Source organism: Paenibacillus sp. FSL E2-0201, from assembly GCF_037963325.1.
GTDB lineage: Bacteria > Bacillota > Bacilli > Paenibacillales > Paenibacillaceae > Paenibacillus_AQ.
Genome location: NZ_CP150154.1, coordinates 513,032 through 537,886 on the forward strand (window position 1 = coordinate 513,032; position 24,855 = coordinate 537,886).

Here is a 24,855-nt window from a genome sequence, read left to right on the forward strand (position 1 = left end):
TGTATCTTCCGAGGGGGTGGATATGATGCGGTGTTTAACGATACGACAGCCTTGGGCAACGTTGATTGCTCTTGGTGAAAAACAGTTCGAAACTCGATCATGGAGAACAGCCTACCGCGGGGGGTTAGGTATTCATGCCGGAATGAGGATAGATAAGAAGATATGTGAACAGGAACCATTCAGGTCGATATTGGCGAAGCATGGTTATACAGCAATAAATTTACCGACAGGGGTTATTATTGCGTTAGGTCAACTCACGGGGTGTTATGAGGTTACACCGGAGGCGGACCTAAGGGAATGGATAAAGGGAAATGAATATGATTTTGGCGACTATAGTGAAGGGCGTTTTGCTTGGAAGCTTGAAGATGTTCATCAGTTAAGTCATCCTGTACCGGCTAAGGGCAGATTAAGCTTATGGGAGCATCCAGATCTAGCCTAAACCAAAAATTGATCTTTTTAATGTGATTTTCATGTGAGCATCATCTTATTTTCAGGTTCGGGGTATATATTGAAGACACCAAACACCCCCCCAGTGTTTTGTGGTATAAATCTCTTAGGTCTTGCCAACTCCCATGGTAAGGCCTATTTTTTTGTTCGCTAATGGAAATGGGGGGAGGGGCGTAACTTTTTACGCGGCTTTACTTAATCTGATACTGCCCTTCATAGCTCTTAAAAGATGAAATATCCAGCCCGAGATATCTGCGCATATGAATAGCAGCTTGTGCAGCAACGATGTCGTTTAACAGCAGCATTCGTTCATGGTATCCGCGACATATAAATTTGGCTTCTATCCCTGTGTTGAGCCTGTTCTGCTCATATACCTTGATTCCCCGTTTTCTCATTTCCGAACGAACATCTCTTAGATCTGCTGTAGCTACTGCCGCGGCGGTTCCAAGAACCTCCAGATAGGGGGCGGGCGTTCGTAAATGTGTAGATAAAATGGCGGAGTCCCGTTCGAAAGCTGATAAAATCATCGGAAGCAATAAATAAGATTTCACCAGCATGTTGTCTCTGCTTTCAGCTCTATGCATGAATCTCATCACCTCTAATGGGAACGTATATTCGTATTCTACCCCGATATCCCAAAAATAATCAATGGTATTTCTAAACAGCCAGTCCAATGTGATTAAATTCACAACTAAAATAGAAAGAATAAAATATATTAAAATTGTAATAATAAAAATTAATGATTTAGGCTTATGAAAAGGAGAATTAGGATGAGAGAGGAAGGAAGTCTCCGCCGTGGATTGGTATTTGGTTTGATTTTTAGTATTCCATTATGGATATCGATATTAGGCTATATACAGTTACTTTAAAATTGAATAAAAACTTTTGCGTGAAGCGCCTTTAGGTGCTTTTTTTGTGCTGGTTAATGTGTATGATTATTAAAAGGAATTGATTGACATTTGTGGGGGCGGAGCGCTAAACTATTATTAGTTCAAAAGTATTAAAAGTCATAGACGATTATTTAATAGGATGCTTAAACTGCCGGTTCTATTTTGCAAAGGGTATACATATATAATCATGATAATAGCAAACCGCCCGAAAGGGTGGGACGCAAAGTCCAGGAGTCTAAAGTGTCTTAAGGACACTATGACCGTCCGACTGCCATGAGAAGGGAATTCTACTTCTTTTTTGGCGGTCTTTTTTGTTGTTAGGTCTTTTAGAGTTTCTGGTAATTATTCTGATTAGATATAAATGATAGATTTAGGAGGTGTGCTTTTTGAAAAGAAGAATAAAACCGCTACTCTCACTAGTATTAGCGGGGGCTTTAATGGTAGGCAATGGACTTTCCGGAGGGCATTTGGTAAATGCAGCAGGGGAGGTACCTCCCTATACTCCTACACCTGTGTTAGGTATTGCAGGGAATTTTAATACTTTTATTTTTGGGGATTTCAAACAATCTAATGATCAGGTTCATGGGCGCCTTGCCGCCAAAGGTAACATTACATTGCAGAATTACGGCGTATCCAAGGATAATCCAGGTGGAGATGTCCTTATTGCTGGTAATGACATTACTTTTACTAATGGTACTATTCATGGAGCATCCGTTTATGGTGGTGTTTTTTCCAGCAACGGTGTAGATCTTAAAGAACCAGCGAGAAAAGGAACGCCTATTGATTTTGATGCTGAAGAGCAATTTCTTATCGGACGTTCTAATGAATTCTCTTCACTTACTACAGTTGGAACTTTCAAAAAGGAATATGGGAAAATAACAATTGATGCTCCGGAATCATTTAACGTTCTTAATCTAAGTGCTGCCGATTTCGCTAATGCTAATGGCTTACAGTTTAATATTGCAAATAACGCCACAGTTATCGTTAACGTTAGTGGAAGTTCAGTTGAAATTCCAAGTTTTCAAATATGGGGAGGCAGCCCTAACAAGGTATTATTTAATTTTTATGAAGCTAGCACTGTAAACATAGGAAGTTTAACGATAGAAGGAACTATCCTAGCTCCGCATGCGAAAGTAACTTATAATTCTGGTGAACTGCATGGGACACTGATTGCAAAGGGATTTGCTGGTGGGGTACAGATGCATTGGTATCCATATGGAGGGGAGGAACCACCTCCGACACCAACGCCGACCGTGACACCAACACCAACGCCGACTGCGACGCCAACACCGACGCCGACTGTGACGCCAACACCGACGCCGACCGTGACACCAACACCGACGCCGACCGTGACACCAACACCGACGCCGACCGTGACACCAACACCGACTGTGACACCAACACCGACGCCGACTGTGACGCCAACACCGACGCCGACTGTGACGCCAACACCAACGCCGACCGTGACACCAACACCGACGCCGTGCGTGACACCAACGCCGACCGTGACGCCAACACCGACCGTGACACCAACGCCGAAACCAACACCAACGCCGAAACCAACACCAACGCCGAAACCAACACCAACGCCGAAACCAACACCAACGCCGAAACCAACACCAACGCCGAAGCCAACACCAACGCCGAAGCCAACACCAACGCCGAAACCAACGCACACACCAAAACCAACACACACACCAACGCCGACTGTGACACCAACACCAACGCCGGACGTGACGCCAACACCAACGCCGACTGTGACGCCAACACCAAAGCCGACTGTGACGCCAACACCAACGCCGGACGTGACACCAACACCAACGCCGGACGTGACGCCAACACCAACGCCGACTGTGACGCCAACACCAACGCCGGACGTGACGCCAACACCAACGCCGACTGTGACGCCAACGCCAACGCCGGACGTGACGCCAACACCAACGCCGGACGTAACGCCAACACCAACGCCGGACGTGACGCCAACACCAACGCCGACTCCGTCGTCTGAGGCAACACCAACGCCGACTCCGTCGTCTGAGGCAACACCAACGCCGACTCCGTCGTCTGAAGCAACACCAACGCCGACTCCGTCGTCTGAGGCAACACCAACACCGACTCCGTCGTCTGAAGCAACACCAACGCCGACTCCGTCGTCTGAGGTAACACCAACACCGACTCCGTCACCGGTGGCTCCGGTATTCCCAACACCAACGCCATCCTCCGTAATTGGCATTATCGTCGTTAATGATGACCCTGTGCCACTTGGACCTGTAGCTTCATCGACGCCAGTACCAGTACCAACACCAACACCGTCGGGTAGCACAGAGGTACTTGTTGATGATGACGAGATTCCATTAGGATCAGCAACGGAGGTAACGCCAACACCGTCACCAGAGGATATCGCCGTGGTGGATGATACAATCCCGCTAGGTAATCCACCTGTGGATGAACTTCCGAAAACGGGAGAATCAAGTCCAGTCCCTTATTATGTAGCTGGTCTAGGTTTTGCACTTATTGGATTGCTAATGAGAAATAGATTCTCCAACAAGAAATAATAAACGGTAATTATAACGAGAACACAAGGTATGCCAGAACAGAAAAGAGCCGCTTTCGGGACTTATTCCGATAGCGGCTTTATTTTGTAATGATTGATATATTTTGGAGCAATCTAAGTAGATGCTATACTGATTTACAACGGATATGAGGAAAGGACGGGGAAGATGAATTGGTATGGTTCTTCATTAGTGCGATCATCGTCATAGGGGCTCTGATCTTTGCGGGCTTTTTCTTTTATGGTATTGCTATTAAACGAGCGCCGAAGGAATTTCTGAGTAATAATCGTGACTTGAAGGTTGATCCCCCGGTTGCCGGGGCTTCTTGGGGGGAGGGGAAGGATTGGATCTCCAGTCAGAGCTTTGAGAATATGGAGATTACATCTGAGGACGGGCTACAACTAAGAGGGTACTTGCTCCTTTCAGATCGTGCTGAAGGTCGTACGGCGATTATAGCTCACGGTTATTCTGGAAAAGGGAAGGATATGGGGGCGTACGCCAAAATCTATTACGAGCGACTGGGCTTTAATATCCTGATTCCCGATGCCAGGGGACATGGGGAAAGCGCTGGGAATTATATTGGTTTTGGATGGCATGAGCGCAAGGATTATTTGCAGTGGATTGAATATATAATAGAAAAGACTGGGCCCAGTGCTCAAGTTGTGCTTCATGGGGTCTCTATGGGTGGTGCTACCGTGCTAATGACCTCAGGTGAAAATCTCCCACCGCAGGTCAAAGCTATTGTCTCGGACTGCGCTTACAGCTCAGTTAAAGCACAATTAGCCTACCAACTACGGCGCATGTATCGCTTGCCAAGTTTCCCTTTTATTCAAAGTGCGAGTCTAATTACTCGTTTGAAAGCAGGGTATGGTTTTAGTGAAGCGTCTGCTTTGAAACAGGTGCGGAAGGCGAAGGTGCCGATTCTTTTTATTCATGGGGATGCCGATAATTTTGTACCATATAGTATGATGAATGAATTGTATGAGGCATGTCAGAGTCCCAAAGAGAAGTTCGTAGTGCCGCAAGCAGGGCATGGATTAGCATATGATATGGATAAGACGGGGTATATAAACGTAGTAACAGCCTTTGTGAATCAATATGTAAATTAGATGCCCTGAACGTAGACAGCGCCCGATATCCGCTAGGTAGCGGTTATCGGGCGCCTATATTTTTCCACACATGGCGTGAGTCCTTATGTAAGGTTCGTATGGCCATGCTTTTTCGTTATATTCATCCCCCGCCGTTCGTGAGTAACGGGTGTCTTAATTCCTTGTTATTTCCAGCAGCCGTGTGGCGAGAATAATCCTTCCAATACGACAAAAGCCCTACCTCTCTTTTGCCCTTGCGGCTCCATTGACCGCGCCAGTGTGAATCGGAATGCTATATTTCGAATTTAGTCTCATAAAAAGGAAAGTTTCTGCAAGAAAACATAAAGCCTCTGTGTCCAAAATGCCGATGTGTAAAAGAGTCGGCCTGACATCTTCTTGATGGGGATATTCAATATATCGAAAAACAAATACGATATAAATATAACACAGTATTGTTTAAAAGGCAAATATAATAATCAATTCCAAGATAAGGGTAGTTTGATTTAGGAGGGGAACAAGTAGACCAAGATAGAGCGTTTGATTCGAATATAACTTATGCCGGATTATTTGCGGATTAATTCGGAAAAGCTAGTAAGCCAGAGGGAATGGGACTACGGGGGCTATTTTGCGTGCCTATTTTGTGAACTGCTCTCTAAAACTTACATTAAACCCCAACATTGATTGAAGGATTGAGGGTAGACCGTTATAATTAATAAGTCTGGATTTTAATTAAAAAATAAGGGAGATTTTTATGAAACGCGCAGATGTGTGGTTGATTTCCATCGTGTTAATTGCTGCGCTCGCTTTTCTCGTACCGAGATGGTTTTCGGACAATGATGATAAAGGTGGGGCCGGTAAAAATCTCGTAGCCAATGTGACAGTGGACGGCGAGTTATTTAAAACGGTAAAGCTTACAAAAGAAGAACAAACTATTGAGGTCCGTACCGACCGTGGTTATAACATCTTGAAGGTGCATGATTACGGGATTGAAATGTACGATGCTGACTGCCCGGATCAAGTGTGCCTAGGTTTCGGTTTTATTACCCTGCCCAAACAGACGATTGTCTGTCTACCGCATAGAGTATTAGTGGAAATCACGAGTGCGTCGGGGGAGGATGATATAGATGCCTATGTCCAGTAGTGAATCTGCAACAGCTTTAAAAAGAACGGTAATTATTGCAATTTTCGCCGCGGTGGCGGTAGTGCTTAGTCTAATAGAGGCACAGATTCCGTTGTCAGGAATGGGACTGGTACCGGGTGCTAAGCTAGGATTAGCCAACATCATGATTTTGACTTGTATTTACTTTTTACGTGGACGGGACGCATTCCTGCTTGTCATCCTCAAAACACTGCTCACTGCATTTCTGCTAGGTACTTTTTCGAGCTTATTGTTCAGTTTATTCGGTTCGCTTTTTAGCTTTGTTGTAATGTTCGTATTAATGCTGATTAGTGGCAAAGGTAAGAGTATAAGTTTGATCGGAATTAGTATAGCTGGTGGGATTGCACATAATATCGGTCAGCTGCTGGCAGCTTCAATGGTATTCTCATCCCTTAGTATTTTTTATTATCTTCCCATGCTGCTGATCACTGGAGTAGTAACAGGAATTGCCGTGGGCTATGCAGTCCGTTATTTGGTGGCTTCATTGTCAAAAATATCGTTGTTTGAAGAGTTTTTGGACTGATTAGTCACATCAGCGGAAGGATGACTAACATGAATGAATCATTTGAAGGTCAAGAATTAGAGGGAGAAGGACAAGCTATCATCTCTCTGGATGGGGTATCGTTTGGTTACGATCCTGAGCATCCGATTCTTCAAAATATAACGTTATCTATTTCACAGGGACAATGGGTTAGCTTGGTTGGTCCTAATGGCTGCGGGAAGTCAACGCTAGTTAAGCTACTAAATGCATTGCTGCCTAAGAGTGCTGGCGAAATTGTGGTTAGTGGTATGCAGCTGAGTGAGGAAACGATCGGCAGCATTCGGCAATGCATCGGTATGGTGTTCCAAAATCCAGATAATCAGTTTATTGGAGCCACTGTAGAGGAAGATATCTTATTCGGCCTGGAAGGGCTTTGTTTGTCGTACACAGAGATGGCTGAACGGCTGCACTCATATACGACGAGGCTGGGAATAAATCATCTGTTGTCCAAACACCCGAGTGAGCTGTCTGGAGGTCAGAAGCAGCGTGTCGCTATCGCCTCCATTTTGGCTATGGAACCAGGCATCGTCATTTTTGACGAGGCCTCTTCTATGTTGGATGAGGGTAGCAGAAATGATCTTCTTGGCATTTTGCAGGATATGAGAGCGGAAGGAAAGTATACGATCCTTATGATTACGCATGATGCAGATGAGATTCTGGCATCGGATCGGGTGCTTGCGTTGCATGGAGGTGGTCTGGCTGCTGATGTTACACCGGCGGAGCTATTCCGGAACGAGGAGCTTCTGCAAAAATGCCATCTGTGTGAGCCGTACCCTTGGCGTCTTGCACGTGAGCTGCAGAATCAGGGCATTTATGTGGATGTTCCCGCCAGTGAAAAGGAGCTTATAGACACGTTATGGCCATAGAATTACAGCAAGTAAGTTACTCCTATTCTGACCGAAGCCTATGGAAGCTGACGGCGCTCCGCGACATTAACCTCAGTGTTCCACTAGGCTCTATGGTTGGTATTGCTGGGGCGACAGGCTCTGGTAAATCGACGCTGCTGCAGTTGTTTAACGGGATACTGAAACCAACGGAGGGTACGGTAAAAGTACTTGATGTAACCATTCAGGCGGGTGAAAAATCACCTAAGCTGATGCCGCTGCGCCGTAGAGTCGGTTTAGTATTTCAATTTCCAGAACAGCAAATGTTTGAAGATACGGTCGAAAAAGATCTCATCTTCGGTCCTCTTAACTTCGGCATGACCCTCGAAGAGGCCAAGGCACGTGCAAGACAGGCAATGTTGGATATGGGCCTGGATCTGGCGCTGCTAGAGCGGAATCCTTTTAAATTGAGCGGTGGACAAATGCGTAAGGCGGCTATTGCATCCGTGCTAGCTATGGACCCTGAGGTCATCGTTTTGGATGAACCTACGGCTACACTCGATCCTATCAGCCGTGCAGAGCTAATCCGCTTGCTGGAGCGATTATGCCGTGAGCAGGGGAGAACGATCATCGTCGTCACGCATCGTATGGATGAGTTATTGCCTTACGCGGATAACTGGCTTGTCCTTAAAGAGGGCAGCACGGCGTTTCAAGGCAGCGTAAAGGCGCTGGCAGATGACCCTTCGATTCTGGAACAGTGTGGCTTGACGGTTCCACAGTCCCTTCGTTACTGGCGTGCAGTCGCTGATCGCTTTGGCCTTACGGATGAAGCTCCTCGCTTGACGGCAGAGAGCTTAGCAGAGCTGATCGCTTCGCTGCCATCTGGATCAGGCAACTCTAGCGAGCAGCACGAAGGAAAGAGGGACGGCCATGAATGAGAAGCTAATCATAGGACGCAGTATTGAGACCGGTTCATGGGTGCACAAGCTGGATGCTCGTGCCAAAATCACCGGAATGCTATTATACGTAGCTGTTATTCTGCTCTCCCGTTCGTGGATGGCCATGGCACTGCTGGCTATTTTCTCAATAGCCGTTATGGCTTCCACTCGGATTCCGCTTAAATACTTCCTGAAAGCAGCTAAGCCTTTACGTTATTTAATGCTATTTATCTTTATCGTACAGCTGCTGTCTGTGAAGACAGGGGAAGCGGTGCTGACGCTTGGTTCGTGGTCTATCTATGAGGGAGGGCTAAGATTAGGCGCATTTTCGGTCATCCGCATGTTTTTTCTGATCACCTTCACGGCGCTACTTACATTCACCACAACGCCGGGTAAGCTGAATCAAGGACTAGAGGGGATTTTGGCTCCTTTCAAAAAGCTAGGCTTGAAGCCCGACCGTATCACGCTGATGATCAGTATTTCACTCCGGTTCATTCCTACGATTCTAGATGAGTCGCAGATTATTATGAAAGCGCAGGCCTCACGGGGTGCTGATCTGAAAGAGTTACCTTTGAAGGAAAAGGGAAAGATGCTAGTCTCCCTGCTGGTTCCGATTATCGCCAGTGCGTTTAGGCGTGCACAGGATCTGGTGTATTCCATGGAAGCCCGTGGCTTTCGTATGGATGCTCCGCGCAGCCAGTATCACCGCCTAAGGTGGGGAATATTTGATACTATTTTTATTACTATGTTTGTTGTCATGGGGATTGTAGTAGCTTTGGTTTAAAATACAACATGTTTGAAGAGTATCAACTTGGGAGGGAACTTGAATGGCACGTTATTTTAACGGTAGAGAGATTGAATTATTAGCACCCGCAGGGACGTTTGAGATTTTCAAGGAAGTAATCCAGTCACGGTGTGATGCAGTTTATTTTGGTGGACCAGTACTGAATATGAGAATGATGCGTAAAGGATATAATCTGTCTCATGAGGAGATCGTAGAGGCACTAGATATCGCACACCGTCTAGATAAAAAAGTGTATATCACAGTGAATAACCTGTTTAGTGAAGAAGATGTGGAAGAGGCTAGAGAATATCTGCGTTTCCTTGACGGTGCCCGTCCGGATGCCTTGATTGTTCAGGATATGGCGGTGTTGGAGCTTATCCGTGAGATGGAGCTTAATCTTCCTATTCACTCTTCGGTCATGATGAATGTTAATAATCTGGAGATGATCTATGCGCTGCGTGATCTTGGGGTAAGCCGTGTGGTTACTTCACGTGAAATGGATCTGCAAACAGCTAAATTGCTTGGTCAGCGGAGTGGGATGGAGCTGGAGTATTTTATTCACGGGGATATGTGCTCGGTTCACGGTGCGAATTGTTACTTCAGCTCCCATGTATTCGGTATGAGCAGTAACCGTGGGAAATGTATGAAGCCTTGCCGCTGGGATTATCGGGTTAAAAAAGACGGGTATGTATATCCGGCTGAATACCCGCTGGCTGTAAAAGATATGTTCATGTATGAGCATCTTCCGGAATTGATTGAATCCGGTATTACCTCCTTCAAAATAGAAGGCCGTATGCGGGATAAGGAATTTATGGTGATGCTGGCGAATAGCTACGGCGAAGCCATTGACCGCTATATCGATGATCCGATAGGTTTTGATCGCACGGTCGATACGAAAGAGCTCTATAACAACCGTAAACGTGACTTTTCCACAGCTTATGCTTTTGGTAAACCAGGATTAGCTAACATTAACCGTCGTTATGAAGGTACAGGCAAATTCTATAGCACTGGAAAAGTATTCAGTACACCAACTGCAGAGCGTGATCTGTCAGAGAAACGTGTTGAGCAGTTGCGGGAGAGATTGGCTGAGGTCGAGCAGCCGCAGAAGACAAAAGCTAAGTTAGCTGTACGTGTGAATAATATGGCGCAGGCTCGGATGGTCTTAGAGCTTGGTGTGGATAGCCTGTACTTGCCGGGGGACGTTTTTGAACCGGATAGACCTTTTACAAAGCGCGACATCAAGGAACTAGGTGAGCTGAAGGGCGATTGCAAAATCTACTTGGGTTTGCCACGTATGATGACCGAGCTGCATTTTGACCAATATGATCAATTGCTGGGCGGAGAATGCTTGCCGATTGACGGTCTTATCGTTACAAATTTGGGAGCCATTCGTCGTTACAACTCCACAGGATATCCACTAATTGGGGATAGTAATTTAAATGTATACAATCATCTTTCAGCGCAATTATATGCTAAATTAGGTTTGACTCAGCTTTCAGTTTCACCGGAAATGACGTTAGAGCATTTTGCTACCTTTGCCTCTCGTTGTGAAACACCTTTGGAGGTTGTTGTTCATGGCACACCTGCACTAATGTATATGGAGCATGATCTTTATGAGAATACGGAGTTAATGGAGCCTGTTGCTGAAGAGGATAATCAATATGTGCACAATAATGTTTTGGTTCTAAAGACAGACAAAGGTGAGAATCCGGTATATCGTGATCAGCACGGCCGTTGCCATCTTTTATTCGCAAAAGAACTTTGTTATTTACCTTTATTGAATGAGATGAGTGGACTAGGGATATCAAGCTTCCGTATTGAAGGAGCAACCTATAGCGTCGAACAGCTACGTGAAATTATTGTTTCTTATCAACAGGCTTTGAACGGATCTGATATGAAGGATGATATGCTGGGTGGCCTTAAGCCGGTCTATGCTGGTTATACTTTGGGCTCATTACAGTTCAACTAAGTGTATTTTTATGGGAACTAGCTATCGCCGAGTGATAGGGTGGTGCACAGGACTCTATGAATAAGTTACTATTTTCACAAAAAGGAGAGAGAAGCCTTCATGGAACAACAAGACTATATCGGAAGAGAAGCGGTAGCATCCAAACGCAAGCAATATTTCTATCCTTGTACACAGCATTTTTACCGTGATGCTCCTCAGCTTGTTCGTGGTTCAATGCAGTTTGTTTATGATGAGAAGGGTAAGTCTTATACCGATTTCTTTGCGGGAGTATCCGTAGTTGCTTGTGGACACTGTAATCCTGCTATAACGGAACGTACAATTGAACAACTGCAGCAGCTGCAGCATACGACAACGATCTATCTGACTCAACCGAGTGTAGATTTGGCAGAACGTTTGGAAGAGGTTATGCCGGGTGGGCTGCGTCGGACCTTCTTTGTTAACAGTGGCTCTGAGGCTAATGAGGGGGCTCTGCTGCTCGCTCGGATGTATACAGGACGTAAAGGGTTTATTGCACTGGAGAGTGGCCTGCATGGCCGTACCAATCTGACTATGAGTGTGACCGGCCTGCCTATGTGGCGTACCGATAAATACTTGGATCATGACGTTGAGTTTATTCCTCGCCCTTATCATCCGGATTTATCGCTGGAGGAAGCAGCATCGTTATCCCTGGAATCACTAGAGCGGGTGCTTGAAGAGAAGGGGAATACGATTGCTGCCATGATCGTAGAGCCAATCCAAGGCAACGGCGGAATGATTATGCCAACCCGAACCTACTTCCGTGATGTAAAAGTATTGTTAGAGAGATACGGTGTGCTCCTAATCGCTGATGAAATCCAAACTGGTTTTGGACGTACTGGCAAAATGTTTGCTATGGAGCATTTTGACGTTGTACCCGATATTATAAGTATGGCCAAAGCACTCGGTAACGGAATTCCAGTTGCAGCCTTTGCTACAACCGATGAGATTGCTCTTGCCTTAAACCGTCCTTCCGCTTCCACGTTTGGGGGGAATCCGGTATCTGCTGCAACAGCCTTGGCTGTGCTTGATTATATTCGAGAGGAACGGCTTCCTGAACGCTCGGTACAGCTCGGAGAACGATTGAAAGCAGGTCTGAAGGATTTGCAAGCTCGTTATCCTTCGTTGATTGTTGATGTACGGGGAACTGGCCTTATGTTGGGGGCAGAGCTAGCTGGTGCAGATGCTGAGGGTGCAGCGGCGCTTACAGATCAAGTGCTGGAGGCGATGAAGGACCGAGGTTATCTAATCGGCAAAAATGGTATAGGACGCAATGTGCTAGCCTTCCAACCACCGATGATTATTACGGAAGAGGATATTGACGGGATGCTTAACGTCCTGAATGAAGTCCTTGCAGACCATAATGATTAATGGACTTAAACACAGTAGTGAAGAAAGAGGAATGCACGAATGGCGATTCTAAACATATGTAAAACTGCAGGTCTAAAACTTAAAATGTTCAGCGAACTGGTAATGTTCTCTCATACGCTTTTTTCGCTACCATTTGCTATTATATCGATGGTATGGGCCGCAGGGGGCTGGCCATCAGGACATGTGATGATCTGGGGACTGATTGCATTAATAGGCGCCCGTAATGGCGCCAATGCATTCAATCGGCTGGCGGACCGTACGTTCGATGAACAGAATCCCCGTACCGCACATCGACATCTGCCTCAACGCTTACTGGCGGAAAAAGAAGTTGTTGTCTTTGTTATTGTTAACTATGCCATTTTCATTGTGGCTTCAGGCATGCTTAATTTGCTCTGCTTGATCTTATCACCGGTGGCTATCGTATTGATATCAACCTATTCTTACACGAAGCGGTTTACCTTTCTCAGTCATTTATATTTAGGTTTTGTTATTGCTTCTGCACCGATTGGTGCATGGTTTGCTGTAACCGGAAATATTGAATTTACACCGTTTGTTATCGGAACAGTGGTTATGTTATGGATTGCCGGCTTTGATATTATTTACGGCACGCAGGATATCGAATTTGATCGGCGGCATGGGCTATGGTCGATTCCTAGCTTCTTCGGACTGGAGAATGCCCTGCGTATTGCAAAAGGTCTACATTTCATCATGATTATGCTGCTATTGTTCCTATATCTATGGCGTGATCTCGGCTGGATGTATCTGGTGGGGATTGGCATTGCGACGCTGCTGCTGATGACTGAGCATAAGATTATTAAACCATCGAATCGTAAGCTAATGAAGGTGGCTTCTTATAATCTGAATCAGGTGATCAGCATGGTGATATTATTGTGTACGCTGATTGATTTTTTTTATGTTAGCTAGGGAGCTGGCGTTGGTGAGTCGGCCGGTTAGGAAGCTACACTGTGTGGAATGTTGGACTTTCGTGCGAGCGCTACGCTTCTACAGTTCCGAAATTCCACGCAGTGAAGTCCTAACCATTGGCGCATTGCCTCCAAGCTAACAACAAAAGACAAAAGCCTACCCAACAGGGGGTTGGCAAAGGGAATCGGAAAGCTGGCTTATGCTGGCTTTCTTTTTTTGTTTTTTGTGATCAGCGAAGGATTGCTAGATCAATGCAAGGAGGTGAACTTAATCAAGGCAGAAGTTTAGGGAAAACCTCCCTGATTTTTCTCTGTTTATCGCTGTTAGGGGCTTATTTAGGGAATTTCTCCCTAAAATTTAGCTAATTAGTCCATAAACCATGCTAAATTAAGTTTTATTAGGGAGTAATTCTCTAATAATGAGCATTTCAAGCGATTATTAGCTAATTATAGGGAGGTTTTCCCTAATTAGTCCCTGAGAGACTAATCTCCAAGAACTGCTAAACACGCTCACGTTCCGCTGCGCTACGTTCGCTTGTTTAGTTAATATCAGAGCGACCATCCAGAGGTAAAGCACACTCACGTTTTGCTATACTCCGTTCGGGCTTGTTTAGTGATACAACGTAGTGGGAATATTAGTAGTGAAAAAAGGTACCACCTTATATGGATAAAAATGGGTTAATGTGAAATGATAAAGATAGTTAGGGAATGGAGGGATCTGACTGAATAATAAGGTTACTTTCTCAATTGCCGTAGGACTGTGTGTGGTTGGTTTAGGTACGAGTTTGATTTCAGGAGCTAAGCTAATAGAGCTTGTTCCGGGGTATGCTGCAGTATTTTCTTCAGTAATGCTTCTTAAGCAAAGAAATAATAGTCTGAAGTAAATATTATTACAAGAAACGCTTATTTAATCGAAAAAAACGGATACCTGCCCAAGTGAAAGGGAGATATCCGTTTTGGTATCCATTTTCGATTGCTTTAAGAGCATCTGCTTAGCGATCGCGCCCAGCAAAATATTGCAGCAGCGTATCCAGATCGGCATGCGCCGGATAAGAGGAAAGCTGCTGAACAATAGCTGCGGCTTGATCCAGATAGCTCTGGCTAACCTTTTCAGAGCGAGATAGGGCATCGCTACTGTTAATAAGAGCGAGCACATGAGCTACCTCTGCGTCTGAAGAGTCAGGGCCGATTGAACGGATCACAGGTGATAGATGTGGGTCCCGTAATGCGAAGAGTACAGGCAAGGTTACCTGACCATGGCGAAGATCGCTACCGGCTGGCTTACCGAGTACAGCCTCAGACTGTGTGAAATCAAGCAAGTCATCTTGGATTTGAAAAGACATCCCTAAGGCTTCTCCGAAGGCATAAAGGAGGTTGGCAACTTCCTCGGTGCTTTCAGTAGATAACGCACCAACACGTAAGCAGGTAGCCATAAGTAGGGCAGTTTTGTTTAAGGATTTCTCCAAGTACTGCTCCATGGTAATGTCATAATCAAAAGCATGTTCCATCTGCTGATATTCACCCAGACATAGCTGTGCGGTAGCTACCGAGGATAAGTCATGGACGTACTTATTTTTGTCACCGGTATATTTACTTAGAAGTTCAATGACTCGTGCAGACATATAATTGCCGATATGAACAGCTGGCAATGTCCCCGTCTTCATATGTAAGGCGGGACCGCCCCGCCGTAACTCAGAACCGTCAATGATATCATCATGAATTAATGAGGCAACATGAATAAATTCAGCGGCAGCAGCTAATTGAAGCGCTCTACGACCTGTATCCTTTAGGCCGAATCGGCTGCCAACAATGACCATAAGAGGGCGGAGGCGTTTACCACCTGAATTTATAAGTTCAAGAACACTCTGCGCGAGCTGAGATTTCTTAGGAACATCTTTATCACGTGCTACAAGGTTTACGATTTCGCGATTGATTTCATTTATGTCTATATTTAAGGCTTCATGAAGCTTCATTTTATGAAATCCCACCTGTCAAATGGCTTTACTAGTGCGACTGCGCTGTCTGCACTCTTGAATCAAGAACTGTTCGATTCCAGCCGCCGGATCTTGTTCCGCGAAGTCTCCATTTGACCGTCTAATCTGCATTTTTTTGATCGAAGGAGCCAGGTAAGCAACTAGGTCGAGCTCACGGCATTTCACCGCAAACTGCAGATAAAAGCTATACAAATAATCTCCATCCAAAATGTTGCGGGTAAGGTCGGGATGATGTGGGATACATTCCATATGGCGCTCTGCTGCCAAAGTGAGAATAGTGTAAATACCCAGCAAATTGACTTTGCGGTTGTATTCCAGATCATGGCGTTCCAGTACCGAGAGTAGCTGTTCACATGCCGCCGGAGAGGGCTGAAGCTGGATTCCGGCAATAGGTGACATTTCAGTATGCAACAACCGGAGGGTATCTTCTATGAGTTGTTTGTTCACAAGATTCTCTCCTTCTTGTCGGTTTTGCCGGAAGAAACCATACCCCTGATCATCCCTACAAAACCATTCATTAAAAAAGAAATAAACCATTTCCTGATATTAGGAGGAATATTTCCTTCTTGTAAATAAGGAGAGTAATGTGTCCTAGGGACACATTACTCTGAAGTACATCCATATTTAACTATACTGACATGTAATCTACATATTTGTTTTAAAATAAATTACACGAATTCAGGGCATTATAATCAGTCGGTGTATAGATACCATCGTCTGACGAGCGGAACTCTCTTCCAATGTTTCTTAAGCCAAGGAAGTACATAGTAATCTAGGCCAAATGTGCTGCCTGATCCGCCGATGCAGGCGATACCCGCACCAACATACCATAACATTTCTGTAGAAGCCATTTTGGTCGACCAGATCATGACGGACATGGCTATCGTCGCTATAGAAGCAATAGCTGTGAACAGACCCACGATGAGCATAATACCGAACACGATTTCTGCACATACCATACCGATTTGGAACCATTTCGCGAGGAAAGTATAACTTCCGTCGTTGTTGTAGAACATCAAGTCCATGAACCAGTTCGTAATATTATATACGAATCCAGGAACTGGTAATGCTTCAACCGCTTCTTTTGCAGTGGATACTGCTGAAGCTGCAGATTGTGCGTCTACTGTTGTTTTAACTGCATCCACCGCTACGCTGGCTGCTGATGAAGCATCCGTTGCAAAAGGAGCGGCTGGAATCAGGAATATCTTGTTCGGATCTACCCAAATTTTCCGTAGCTTATCTATACCTTCATATAACCACATTCCACCAAGCAGCATGCGAAGCGGAACGAGCCAGAAGTTAGGTGAACGCTTGGAGAAGTGTCCGCCCAAGAAGCTCTTACGGTTCTCAACATGGAAGAACTCATGCATCATGTAAGTCCAAACTTTATTGAAGCCTACAACCTGAGACAGGTAGAACATATTGATAAAGTGTTTGGATAGCATTGCCATAAATCCAGTAAGCATAAAGAACTTGCCTGGCAAACCAACGTTTGCTACACCGTAGCGGCTACCGATGGATACCATGGTACCGTGGAAACCTGGTTTGTATGCTTTTTTAGCAGTGTTCTGAATGTCAGCTGCAATGTTACCAGCAACGATCGGAGCTGCTTGTTCAGCATTCTCAACCATTTGTGGTACAGGACGAGTTTCACCTTCAGGAATGAAGAAAATGTTGTCCCCTACTACATATACGTTCTTATGATCTACACTTTCAAGGTTCTCATTCGTAACAATACGTTTGCGGCCTTGTTGTTGTACTTCAAGTCCACCTACGATTTCGGAACCTTCAACACCTGCAGTCCAAACAATAGTTTGTGAAGCAACGACGTTTTTCTCACCAAGGGCAACACTACCTTCGCCTACTTCAGTGATCTTAGCGCCTGTAACAATTTCCACGTTCAGCTTGCGTAGGTGAGCTTCGGCTTTTTGAATCAGCTTATCTGGAAGGATAGGCAGAATCTTCGGAGCCATATCAGCCACAATCAATCTTACTTCGGATGGGTCGATATAGAACTCCTTGCATAGTTCCTCGCGTTGCTCAGCCATTTCCCCAACTAGCTCGACACCAGTGAAGCCGGCACCAATGATAACAAAAGTTAGCATTGCACGGCGTACTTCTGGATTTTTCTCCATAGCTGCTTTGGTATACATGTCGCGGATTTGACGCTTCAATGCTACCGCATCATCGTAAGACCAGAAGGAGAAGGTATTCTCTTCTGCACCTGGAATACCGAAGAAAGTTGGTTTGCTACCTGTACCGATTACAAGGTAATCGTACGCATAGGTAGTTTTGTTAGATTTGAGTTTCTTACCCTTGAAATCAATATTGCTGATTTCGTCAAGAACAACATTCACTTTAAGACCAGCAAAGATTTTCTTAAGATCGATCTTGATTGAATCCTCTGGAGCACGGTTCGCGGCAACCTCATGCAGCTCAGTCAATAGAGTGTGATATGGATTCCGGTCGATCAGAGTAATTTCAACATCTTTGTTTTTCTTAAATTTCTTTGCCAGTTTCTTAGCCGTGAGTACGCCGCCGTAGCCGCCGCCCAAAATGACTATTTTTTTCAAAAGAAATTCACCTCATTCGTCTGATTAACTGCAGAAGGTTATGCGAAATTATTTCGCGCCTTCGAGTGCTTTTTCAGCAAGTGTAAAATATTCACCAACATGAATACTCACGCCGGAAATTGCATCAGTTTTACCTTCAGCTGTAAGTTCTGGAGCAGCGCCTTTTTCAAGGAAGTATTGCTCAACTTTAGCGATCTCTTCATGCCATTCAGCGGAAGCACCGCCAGCTTTCATACCGTATTTACCATCGACGGAGAATTGTTTCTTGTCGTCGCCAGCAGCATTTACACCACTGAATTTAACAGCAACAACGTTACCGTTAGCAACAGTCAAGTCAACAGTGGATTTCCAACCAGAGTCTTTATCCATTTCGCCTTCAGCATGGTAGCCTCCGTCTTTGTATTGACCAGGTTCAACAGGTCCAGCAGCCAAAGCAGCTTGAGCAGCCTTCACAAAGTCAGATACGTGTACAGATACGCCGGAGATAGCATCAGTTTTCCCCTCAGCGTCAAAAGTTATAGCTGCTGGATCTTGTTTTTCAATCAGGAAAGCTTCAGCTTTTGCTGCTTGCTCGTGCCATTCAGAAGAAGCACCACCAGCTTTCATGCCATATTTACCATCTTCGGAAAGTTTTTTCTTCATGTCGCCAGCAGTGTTTACGTTAAATGCATCCCAATCAGCTTTAGTGATCTTTCCACCTTCTACAGTTAAGAGTGCGAAATATTGCCAGCCAGTTTTAGCATCAACATCGGCAGTAGCATAGTAAGTTCCGTCTTTGTACTTAGCTGCTTCAGTTCCTGTGTTAGTGGAATTAGTAGCTGTACTGTTTTCTGTTGGAGCATTAGTAGCTGCCGGGGTGTTGTCTGTGTTGTTTCCACAACCTGCGAGCAAACTACCTAGGATAAGGGCAGTCGACAAGATTACTGATGTTTTTTTCATTTGTTATGACCTCCAAAAATATAGTTTAAAATATATATATTAAAATGTAAAACATTTTAATAGTAATGCGAAGTGATAAAAATCACTTTATAAATGATATTTGTCACTTTAATCATGGGGTGAAGTGCCAAACTCTAACAGTGTCATGACATATATCGGCATACAATAGAAAAAAATTTAACGATGTTGTTTCAGCTCCGAGGGCATTCTAGCACATAGAGCAGATAACTCATGTGAAAAAAATCACTTAAAAAATTAAATGTTTAATTTATATCTGGATTATATCAAATTTTAAAGGATTTGAATACCTTTTTTTAAACTATTATTTGACAGGATGTGACTTATTTTAGAACGGGTCAGATTCAGGGGGAATAGGACAGGGTAATGTAACGATAACACAGTACCCTAATTAATTCAGCTAAGGAGATGAGCATATAATGGATAATAACGTGTTTAAAGGAAAATGGAAACAGCTCAAAGGCGAGGCCAAGAAGCAATGGGGCAAGCTTACTGATGACGATCTTGATGTGATTGATGGTGAGAAGGATAAATTGGTAGGGAAACTGCAAGAACGTTATGGTCATTCGAAAGATGAAGCGGAAAAAGAGTATCAAAGCTGGGGACGTTCCTATCGTGATTAAGTAAATTAGCTAATGCTATAAATACCTAAACTATATAATGTTATAGGAAGAGCGCAAATCGTATACGATTTGCGCTCTTCCTATGCAACAATTAGACGAACGGAGGTTAAGCTATGGTATTATTATGAGATGAAATCTGTAATTTATCTTGTGCTACCGGGAGCGAATCTATGGGGTATCTTAAAATATTTTTCGGGAATACCGCAATTCTTATAGCCGTGGCCTATTTGGCTAATCTGATATATAAACATACAATTTCAAATGCAACGGTAGGAATAAAGAAGGTAAGCTGGGTGATCCTGGCGATTTTTGCCGGTTGGGTCAGTACTCTTTTTGGTTATAATCTGGACGACCATGTGATCTTTGATTTGCGCTTTGTACCTCTAATTATCTCGACGCTGGCGTATCCTAGGCCTATTACTCTTGTGTTGATTGGTATAGGAACGGGACTTACAAGGTTAACCTTTGGGGTGAACGAGGCAGCGGTGGCAGGGATGATTAATTTGTTTATTTTGGGATTTATTTGCGCCGCACTTAGTTACTGGGTTAGACGTTCAACCCTCAGTATAGTGAATCAGGGTTTGATCGTTATTCTGATCATAAATCTAATGAATGCAATAAACATTATGATATTAGGCGTTATCCCAGTGGAAGAGTACATAAAAGAGATTATGCCAATTACGTTCCCTGCAGGGTTAATTCTAAGCATTTTATTTTCATTAATTATCCGTGATTTTCAACTTGGTCTCTTAAGGAATGAGCAGATCCAGCGTGCTAACGAACAGCTGTCTGCTCAGACTGAAGAATTGCATAAGAATAAGCTTGTACTTGAAGAACGTGCTAATCAGTTAATGATGGCGTCTCAATTCAAATCGGAATTTCTCGCAAACATGTCGCATGAGCTTAGAACTCCACTGAATAGCATCATAAATTTATCGCAATTAATTGAAGAAAATGATGATTCACTTACTGAAGAAGAAATAAAGGAGTATGCGGCCATTATCCATCGTTCGGGGGATGAATTGTTGATGATCATCAGCGATATTCTGGATCTGTCCAAGGTGGAGGCGGGACGACTGGATATTATAAATGAAGAATTAAATGTTAGCGAGATTCCAGAGTTGCTGGCTATGCAGTTCGCTGTGACGGCCAAGCAAAAAGGACTGGAATTTCATATCTCTATGGATGAGAATGTCCCTACAATGATTCATTCCGATCCACATCGAGTGCAGCAGATTCTGCGTAACTTGCTCTCTAATGCTATTAAGTTTACAAAGACAGGTTACGTATCGCTGCAAATCCGCAAGCAGGAATTTGGGGAAGGGGATACCCTTCAGCGCTGGCTTGTATTTGATGTGGAGGATAGTGGCATAGGAATCCCGCCGGAGAAGCATGACATGATCTTTGAAGCCTTTCAACAGGCAGACAGAACTACTAACCGGAAATATGGTGGAACAGGACTAGGACTTTCTATTAGTAATGATTTGGCCAGATTGCTCGGCGGGTTCATTTCTATGGAGAGTGAGGAAGAGAAGGGAAGTACATTTTCGCTTTATTTGCCCCTTGAAACGGATAGTGAGTAAAGCTCCAATATTATTTGGTGATTTGGCGTATTGACAGTAGATTGATGCGGAGTAGAATGAAGCCAATGCCGCATCAAAGGAGTGTTACCGCCTCTATGGACAACATGGAAAATAAACATCAGGTTACGGTTTCAAAACGTACTCGTAAACCCTCAGTACATCGCAGAAATCTGCGTATAGCAACATTGGAAGGTGTGCCTTCAACTATCTTTCAGGTACTGCTGCAAGGGCAGTTTCTAACAGGATTCCTTCTATATTTAGGAGCCTCCTCTAGTCAAATCGGATTTGTGCTAGCGCTTACTACATTAGTTAACGTGGCGCAGATCGGTGTAGCTTTTTTAATTCAGAAGTTGCCAAGTCGCAAATGGGCCATGGTTACTTTTATCGGTCTGCATAGGATACTTTGGGGTTCTACGGGACTGATCCCGTTTATTTTTCCTAAAGAATATTGGGTTATCGCATTTATTGCTTTATACACGACTGCTTTTATTGCCAATACCGCTGGTGGTGTGCTGTGGAGCTCAGTGATTAGCGATCTGGTTCCAGCGCGTGTACGTGGACGTTATTTTGGAATTCGCAACACGGTCCTGAATGCACTTGGAAGTTTGGTTATGTATGGCGGCGGTATTATTCTGGATCGTTATCCCGGTGGTCATGGTTTTCTGATTCTATATATTGTTGTCTGGATCTTCTCGTTATCTAATGTCGTAGTGTTCTTTTTTTATCCGGATGTGCCTTTCGAGAAATCGGAAGAGCATAAGTTTTTGCCTATGTTTAAGAAACCGCTTAAAGATACATTATTTATGAAATCAACCTTGTTTCTGGCTGCCTGGCTGTTGTTGCAGAACCTAACGGTTCCGCTATATTCTTATGTCATGTTGCAGTTGCTTCATATTAATTATGAAACGTTGTCATTGCTTAATGTGTCCCAGACTGTGTTTATGATGGCTAGCTTCTACGTTTGGGGTAATCTAAATGCGAAATACAGCAATAAGCGACTGCTGTTTTTTACTTTGCCTATTATTGCGTTGTCTTCATTGATGTGGGGACTCTTATCGGTGATGCCGATGCTGCCGGTGTTATTTGCGGCTCATATTGTTTTTGGTGTTGGTGTAGGCGGTTTCAACCAGCTGGCCTTTAATTTTATTATTGGAGACACGCCGAAAAAAGAGCGTCCGATGTATATGGCTACATATGCGGCGCTTACGGGTTTATCATCCTTTTTTGGTCCGCTTATTGGGGGGCAACTATATGAAAGAATTGCGCACTGGCCGCAATGGACTCAAGTATACGGTATGCAGCTGGTGGTAGGGACGCTTATGATTGCGCTTGCGTTTCTGTTAGGTCGTCGTATTCTAAAGGACTGAATAAGAAGTAAAGGGGGTTATTCCTTGTTAAGGATAGCAATGGTATTAGGCGCCACCGGATTGGTAGGCAAAGCGGTTACGGAGGAATTGTTAAATCACGATGGTTGGGAAGAAGTGAGGGTGCTTGTACGGACACCGTTGGCCATAGAACATCCCAAGCTTAAGCAAATCGTTGTAGATTGGGAAAACCTAAGGAACTATACAGAATCGTTCGACGGGGTACATTCTATCTTCTGTTGTTTAGGGACCACGATAAAGAAGGCGGGTTCACAAGAAAAATTTGAACGAGTCGATCTACATTATCCGCTTGATGCTGCAGCCATAGCGAGAGAACAGGGTATTAAACAGTTTTTGGTTGTCTCTTCGATAGGAGCAAATGCGAAATCGCGTAATTTCTACAGTCGGACTAAGGGAAGGGCGGAAGAAGGGTTAACCGCTATTGGATTTCAAGGCTTGCATATATTTCGTCCTTCCTTGTTATTGGGCCAACGTGAAGAATTCAGATTAGGAGAAAGAGTCGGAGCTGGATTGATGAAAGTGCTGGATCCCGTAATGGTGGGCAAAGCAGCTCAATATCGTGCCATACCTGGCACTACAGTAGCAAGAGCTATGGTGAACATTGCTTCTGCAGATACCCATGGATTACATATTTATATGAATGAAGTAATTCATGTGATTGGGAAACGCTAAGCTCTCAGGGGCTCTAATAAATTTGCATTAAGATGAGAACAGGACTTACAATGAACAATAAATGATCAGCGCATAATGGAAAGGGGTAGTAAAATGAGCAAAAAACAAGTAGCTACAACAAAAGCACCCGGAGCAATTGGTCCTTATAGTCAGGCCATCACCACGGGTAGCTGGGTATACACTTCTGGACAACTTGGTCTGAATCCGGAAACGGGAAATTTGGCGGAGGGCGTACAAGAACAAGCGCGTCAAGCGCTTAGCAATGTACAAGCCATTCTTGAAGAAGCTGGTGCAACGCTGGACCATGTAGTAAAGACAACTGTTTTCTTAAAGGATATGAATGATTTCGCGGCTGTTAATGAGGTGTATAGCACCTTCTTTAAAGAACCTTATCCTGCCCGCAGTGCCATTGAAGTTGCGCGTCTGCCTAAAGACGGACTTGTTGAGATTGAAGCGGTAGCTCGGAAGAAATAAGACGTTATCTTTTTGCACTTTTATTATTTTACAAAATGGCAGGCTAAGGTGGGTAACCTTAGCCTGCCATTGTTATATTAGGATCAGTAACTTCTGTATCTGTTATACCTATTACGACGCGGTGTAAGCAGTAGCCAGATGCTGTAAAGCAGCAGGAGCCCTGCTGTAATCAGGCCAGTGATATAGACATTGCTGGCCTCTTTTTGTTCCAAGGCAATCGCGATGAAAGCCCATACGAATACGAGTGGATAGATGCTATCTCGGTAAGGATAGCTGACCACAACCGCAAGCAGAGTCCCCACGCAGAGCATGATAACGGCCCAAGTGCTACCGCTAAGGCCCCAACCTTCCCAATGATTCTTCTCCAGAACAATGCTGACGTTCACGATAGTGGCCACAGAGATCCAGCCAAGGTATATACTGAAGGGTAACTTCACCAGCCAATTCTCGCCTGAAGTAGGATTTGCGATCAGGCGTGTTTTTCGATAAATGACAATCAGTGTGATTAACATGAGCACCATAGCGACCAGAGAGAGCTCAATGTATAAATATTGCCAGAGGAAGAGCCAGCTCATATTAAAAATACAGCTCAGAACAAACCATATACCAATGGCTTGTATAGAATCCCGAGTGCTTGTATTTGGTCGGAATTGATAAATGACGAAGCCGGCTAAGAGTAGATAAATTAGTGACCAGATGGAGAAAGCGTAACCAGCAGGGGTCAAGTAGGTATGATATTTGTCGGAAATTTCACCGGTGCTGTTTCCGCCTAATGGCAAGGTCACTGAGAGTACATTGACAATGATCACACCTAGGAAGAACAGAAGATTCCACCATTTATAAGGATTATAACGTCTCAAAGAATTCACTCCCTAGCTTTTTTTAATAGGGTAATACCTACTTAAAATATACCCGCTTTCAGCACAATTAAGACTATAAATAGAAAATAAATGACTTGTGAGTCACAATATTCATGGATAGCATGGTAGTGGTGCAGGGTATTTTACGATAGTGACTAGAACATTGATTGAAAATATGCTGAATTGAATCAAATTTATGGGTGTTTCTATGTACTTCAACTTTATTTGCATAA

At 44.2% G+C, this 24,855-nt stretch carries 22 protein-coding genes and 1 riboswitch; of the genes, 16 read left to right on the forward strand and 6 right to left on the reverse strand.

Features of this window, described 5'->3' with window-relative positions:
• The first annotated feature begins 22 nt into the window (after positions 1 to 22).
• Positions 23 to 439, forward strand: a complete 417-nt coding sequence (locus tag NSU15_RS02325; protein ID WP_339288986.1) for an ASCH domain-containing protein — start codon at positions 23 to 25, stop codon at positions 437 to 439.
• Between the two features lie 199 nt (positions 440 to 638).
• Here the strand turns inward: NSU15_RS02325 and NSU15_RS02330 are convergent, their stop codons facing one another.
• Complete coding sequence (locus tag NSU15_RS02330; RefSeq protein ID WP_042123749.1) at positions 639 to 1,031, reverse strand: hypothetical protein; 393 nt, start codon at positions 1,029 to 1,031, stop codon at positions 639 to 641.
• Between the two features lie 491 nt (positions 1,032 to 1,522).
• Positions 1,523 to 1,613, forward strand: a riboswitch (cyclic di-GMP riboswitch).
• A gap of 110 nt (positions 1,614 to 1,723) precedes the next feature.
• On the opposite strand from NSU15_RS02330, the gene NSU15_RS02335 reads away from it, so the two are divergent.
• The 10 genes from NSU15_RS02335 (at position 1,724) to NSU15_RS02380 (ending at position 13,502) form a co-directional block, all read left to right on the forward strand.
• Complete coding sequence (locus tag NSU15_RS02335) at positions 1,724 to 3,892, forward strand: collagen-binding domain-containing protein (protein WP_339288987.1); 2,169 nt, start codon at positions 1,724 to 1,726, stop codon at positions 3,890 to 3,892.
• 170 nt (positions 3,893 to 4,062) lie between these two features.
• Positions 4,063 to 4,998 carry an alpha/beta hydrolase gene (locus NSU15_RS02340; protein WP_076116676.1) on the forward strand — a complete coding sequence of 312 codons (936 nt, stop codon included), beginning with the start codon at positions 4,063 to 4,065 and terminating at the stop codon, positions 4,996 to 4,998.
• Between the two features lie 730 nt (positions 4,999 to 5,728).
• On the forward strand, positions 5,729 to 6,118 hold the full coding sequence (locus NSU15_RS02345) for a NusG domain II-containing protein (RefSeq protein ID WP_076116678.1): 390 nt from the start codon (positions 5,729 to 5,731) through the stop codon (positions 6,116 to 6,118).
• Positions 6,102 to 6,659: a Gx transporter family protein gene (locus tag NSU15_RS02350; protein WP_042123757.1), complete on the forward strand. Its 558-nt coding sequence runs from the start codon at positions 6,102 to 6,104 to the stop codon at positions 6,657 to 6,659. The genes NSU15_RS02345 and NSU15_RS02350 overlap by 17 nt, the downstream gene beginning before the upstream one ends.
• A gap of 29 nt (positions 6,660 to 6,688) precedes the next feature.
• Complete coding sequence (locus NSU15_RS02355; RefSeq protein ID WP_076116680.1) at positions 6,689 to 7,543, forward strand: ATP-binding cassette domain-containing protein; 855 nt, start codon at positions 6,689 to 6,691, stop codon at positions 7,541 to 7,543.
• Complete coding sequence (locus NSU15_RS02360; RefSeq protein ID WP_339288991.1) at positions 7,534 to 8,439, forward strand: ATP-binding cassette domain-containing protein; 906 nt, start codon at positions 7,534 to 7,536, stop codon at positions 8,437 to 8,439. Before NSU15_RS02355 ends, NSU15_RS02360 begins: the two co-directional genes overlap by 10 nt.
• Positions 8,432 to 9,223 (forward strand): energy-coupling factor transporter transmembrane component T, encoded by a 792-nt coding sequence (locus tag NSU15_RS02365; RefSeq protein ID WP_042123761.1) that lies wholly within the window; start codon positions 8,432 to 8,434, stop codon positions 9,221 to 9,223. Before NSU15_RS02360 ends, NSU15_RS02365 begins: the two co-directional genes overlap by 8 nt.
• A 43-nt stretch (positions 9,224 to 9,266) precedes the next feature.
• The gene (locus NSU15_RS02370; RefSeq protein ID WP_339288993.1) at positions 9,267 to 11,192 is read left to right on the forward strand and encodes a U32 family peptidase; all 1,926 of its coding nucleotides are present in this window, start codon (positions 9,267 to 9,269) and stop codon (positions 11,190 to 11,192) included.
• A gap of 99 nt (positions 11,193 to 11,291) precedes the next feature.
• The gene (locus NSU15_RS02375; protein WP_339288995.1) at positions 11,292 to 12,578 is read left to right on the forward strand and encodes an aspartate aminotransferase family protein; all 1,287 of its coding nucleotides are present in this window, start codon (positions 11,292 to 11,294) and stop codon (positions 12,576 to 12,578) included.
• A 39-nt stretch (positions 12,579 to 12,617) separates the two neighbouring features.
• The gene (locus NSU15_RS02380; RefSeq protein WP_339288997.1) at positions 12,618 to 13,502 is read left to right on the forward strand and encodes a UbiA-like polyprenyltransferase; all 885 of its coding nucleotides are present in this window, start codon (positions 12,618 to 12,620) and stop codon (positions 13,500 to 13,502) included.
• 991 nt (positions 13,503 to 14,493) lie between these two features.
• Here NSU15_RS02380 and NSU15_RS02385 read toward each other — a convergent pair.
• From NSU15_RS02385 to NSU15_RS02400, 4 genes are all read right to left on the reverse strand, one after another.
• Positions 14,494 to 15,474: a polyprenyl synthetase family protein gene (locus NSU15_RS02385; protein ID WP_339288998.1), complete on the reverse strand. Its 981-nt coding sequence runs from the start codon at positions 15,472 to 15,474 to the stop codon at positions 14,494 to 14,496.
• A gap of 18 nt (positions 15,475 to 15,492) precedes the next feature.
• Positions 15,493 to 15,942 (reverse strand): hypothetical protein, encoded by a 450-nt coding sequence (locus NSU15_RS02390; RefSeq protein WP_042123771.1) that lies wholly within the window; start codon positions 15,940 to 15,942, stop codon positions 15,493 to 15,495.
• 245 nt (positions 15,943 to 16,187) lie between these two features.
• Positions 16,188 to 18,068, reverse strand: a complete 1,881-nt coding sequence (locus tag NSU15_RS02395) for an FAD-dependent oxidoreductase (protein ID WP_042123773.1) — start codon at positions 18,066 to 18,068, stop codon at positions 16,188 to 16,190.
• Positions 18,069 to 18,116: 48 nt separating this feature from the next.
• Complete coding sequence (locus NSU15_RS02400; protein WP_042123775.1) at positions 18,117 to 19,007, reverse strand: hypothetical protein; 891 nt, start codon at positions 19,005 to 19,007, stop codon at positions 18,117 to 18,119.
• A gap of 437 nt (positions 19,008 to 19,444) precedes the next feature.
• Here NSU15_RS02400 and NSU15_RS02405 point away from each other — a divergent pair, with 437 nt between their 5' ends.
• The 5 genes from NSU15_RS02405 to NSU15_RS02425 all read left to right on the forward strand — a co-directional run bounded on the left by NSU15_RS02405 (position 19,445) and on the right by NSU15_RS02425 (position 23,762).
• A complete protein-coding gene (locus tag NSU15_RS02405; RefSeq protein WP_042123776.1) occupies positions 19,445 to 19,648 on the forward strand; it encodes a CsbD family protein in 204 nt (67 codons plus the stop codon).
• A gap of 170 nt (positions 19,649 to 19,818) precedes the next feature.
• Positions 19,819 to 21,231: an ATP-binding protein gene (locus tag NSU15_RS02410; protein ID WP_076116687.1), complete on the forward strand. Its 1,413-nt coding sequence runs from the start codon at positions 19,819 to 19,821 to the stop codon at positions 21,229 to 21,231.
• A gap of 104 nt (positions 21,232 to 21,335) precedes the next feature.
• On the forward strand, positions 21,336 to 22,598 hold the full coding sequence (locus NSU15_RS02415; RefSeq protein WP_139328447.1) for an MFS transporter: 1,263 nt from the start codon (positions 21,336 to 21,338) through the stop codon (positions 22,596 to 22,598).
• A 24-nt stretch (positions 22,599 to 22,622) separates the two neighbouring features.
• On the forward strand, positions 22,623 to 23,288 hold the full coding sequence (locus NSU15_RS02420; protein WP_339289000.1) for an oxidoreductase: 666 nt from the start codon (positions 22,623 to 22,625) through the stop codon (positions 23,286 to 23,288).
• A 93-nt stretch (positions 23,289 to 23,381) separates the two neighbouring features.
• Positions 23,382 to 23,762 carry a RidA family protein gene (locus NSU15_RS02425; RefSeq protein WP_042123782.1) on the forward strand — a complete coding sequence of 127 codons (381 nt, stop codon included), beginning with the start codon at positions 23,382 to 23,384 and terminating at the stop codon, positions 23,760 to 23,762.
• 83 nt (positions 23,763 to 23,845) lie between these two features.
• Here NSU15_RS02425 and NSU15_RS02430 read toward each other — a convergent pair whose 3' ends face one another.
• Positions 23,846 to 24,622 carry a TspO/MBR family protein gene (locus NSU15_RS02430; RefSeq protein WP_339289002.1) on the reverse strand — a complete coding sequence of 259 codons (777 nt, stop codon included), beginning with the start codon at positions 24,620 to 24,622 and terminating at the stop codon, positions 23,846 to 23,848.
• Positions 24,623 to 24,855: the final 233 nt, after the last annotated feature.

Coding starts and splice junctions, on each gene's coding strand:
- NSU15_RS02370 (WP_339288993.1), top strand. CDS start 9,267: ATGGCACGTTATTTTAACGGTAGAGAGATTGAATTATTAGCACCCGCA.
- NSU15_RS02375 (WP_339288995.1), top strand. CDS start 11,292: ATGGAACAACAAGACTATATCGGAAGAGAAGCGGTAGCATCCAAACGC.
- NSU15_RS02410 (WP_076116687.1), top strand. CDS start 19,819: ATGGGGTATCTTAAAATATTTTTCGGGAATACCGCAATTCTTATAGCC.
- NSU15_RS02380 (WP_339288997.1), top strand. CDS start 12,618: ATGGCGATTCTAAACATATGTAAAACTGCAGGTCTAAAACTTAAAATG.
- NSU15_RS02425 (WP_042123782.1), top strand. CDS start 23,382: ATGAGCAAAAAACAAGTAGCTACAACAAAAGCACCCGGAGCAATTGGT.
- NSU15_RS02355 (WP_076116680.1), top strand. CDS start 6,689: ATGAATGAATCATTTGAAGGTCAAGAATTAGAGGGAGAAGGACAAGCT.
- NSU15_RS02330 (WP_042123749.1), bottom strand. CDS start 1,031: ATGCATAGAGCTGAAAGCAGAGACAACATGCTGGTGAAATCTTATTTA.
- NSU15_RS02325 (WP_339288986.1), top strand. CDS start 23: ATGATGCGGTGTTTAACGATACGACAGCCTTGGGCAACGTTGATTGCT.
- NSU15_RS02385 (WP_339288998.1), bottom strand. CDS start 15,474: ATGAAGCTTCATGAAGCCTTAAATATAGACATAAATGAAATCAATCGC.
- NSU15_RS02350 (WP_042123757.1), top strand. CDS start 6,102: ATGCCTATGTCCAGTAGTGAATCTGCAACAGCTTTAAAAAGAACGGTA.
- NSU15_RS02400 (WP_042123775.1), bottom strand. CDS start 19,007: ATGAAAAAAACATCAGTAATCTTGTCGACTGCCCTTATCCTAGGTAGT.
- NSU15_RS02365 (WP_042123761.1), top strand. CDS start 8,432: ATGAATGAGAAGCTAATCATAGGACGCAGTATTGAGACCGGTTCATGG.
- NSU15_RS02345 (WP_076116678.1), top strand. CDS start 5,729: ATGAAACGCGCAGATGTGTGGTTGATTTCCATCGTGTTAATTGCTGCG.
- NSU15_RS02415 (WP_139328447.1), top strand. CDS start 21,336: ATGGAAAATAAACATCAGGTTACGGTTTCAAAACGTACTCGTAAACCC.
- NSU15_RS02405 (WP_042123776.1), top strand. CDS start 19,445: ATGGATAATAACGTGTTTAAAGGAAAATGGAAACAGCTCAAAGGCGAG.
- NSU15_RS02360 (WP_339288991.1), top strand. CDS start 7,534: ATGGCCATAGAATTACAGCAAGTAAGTTACTCCTATTCTGACCGAAGC.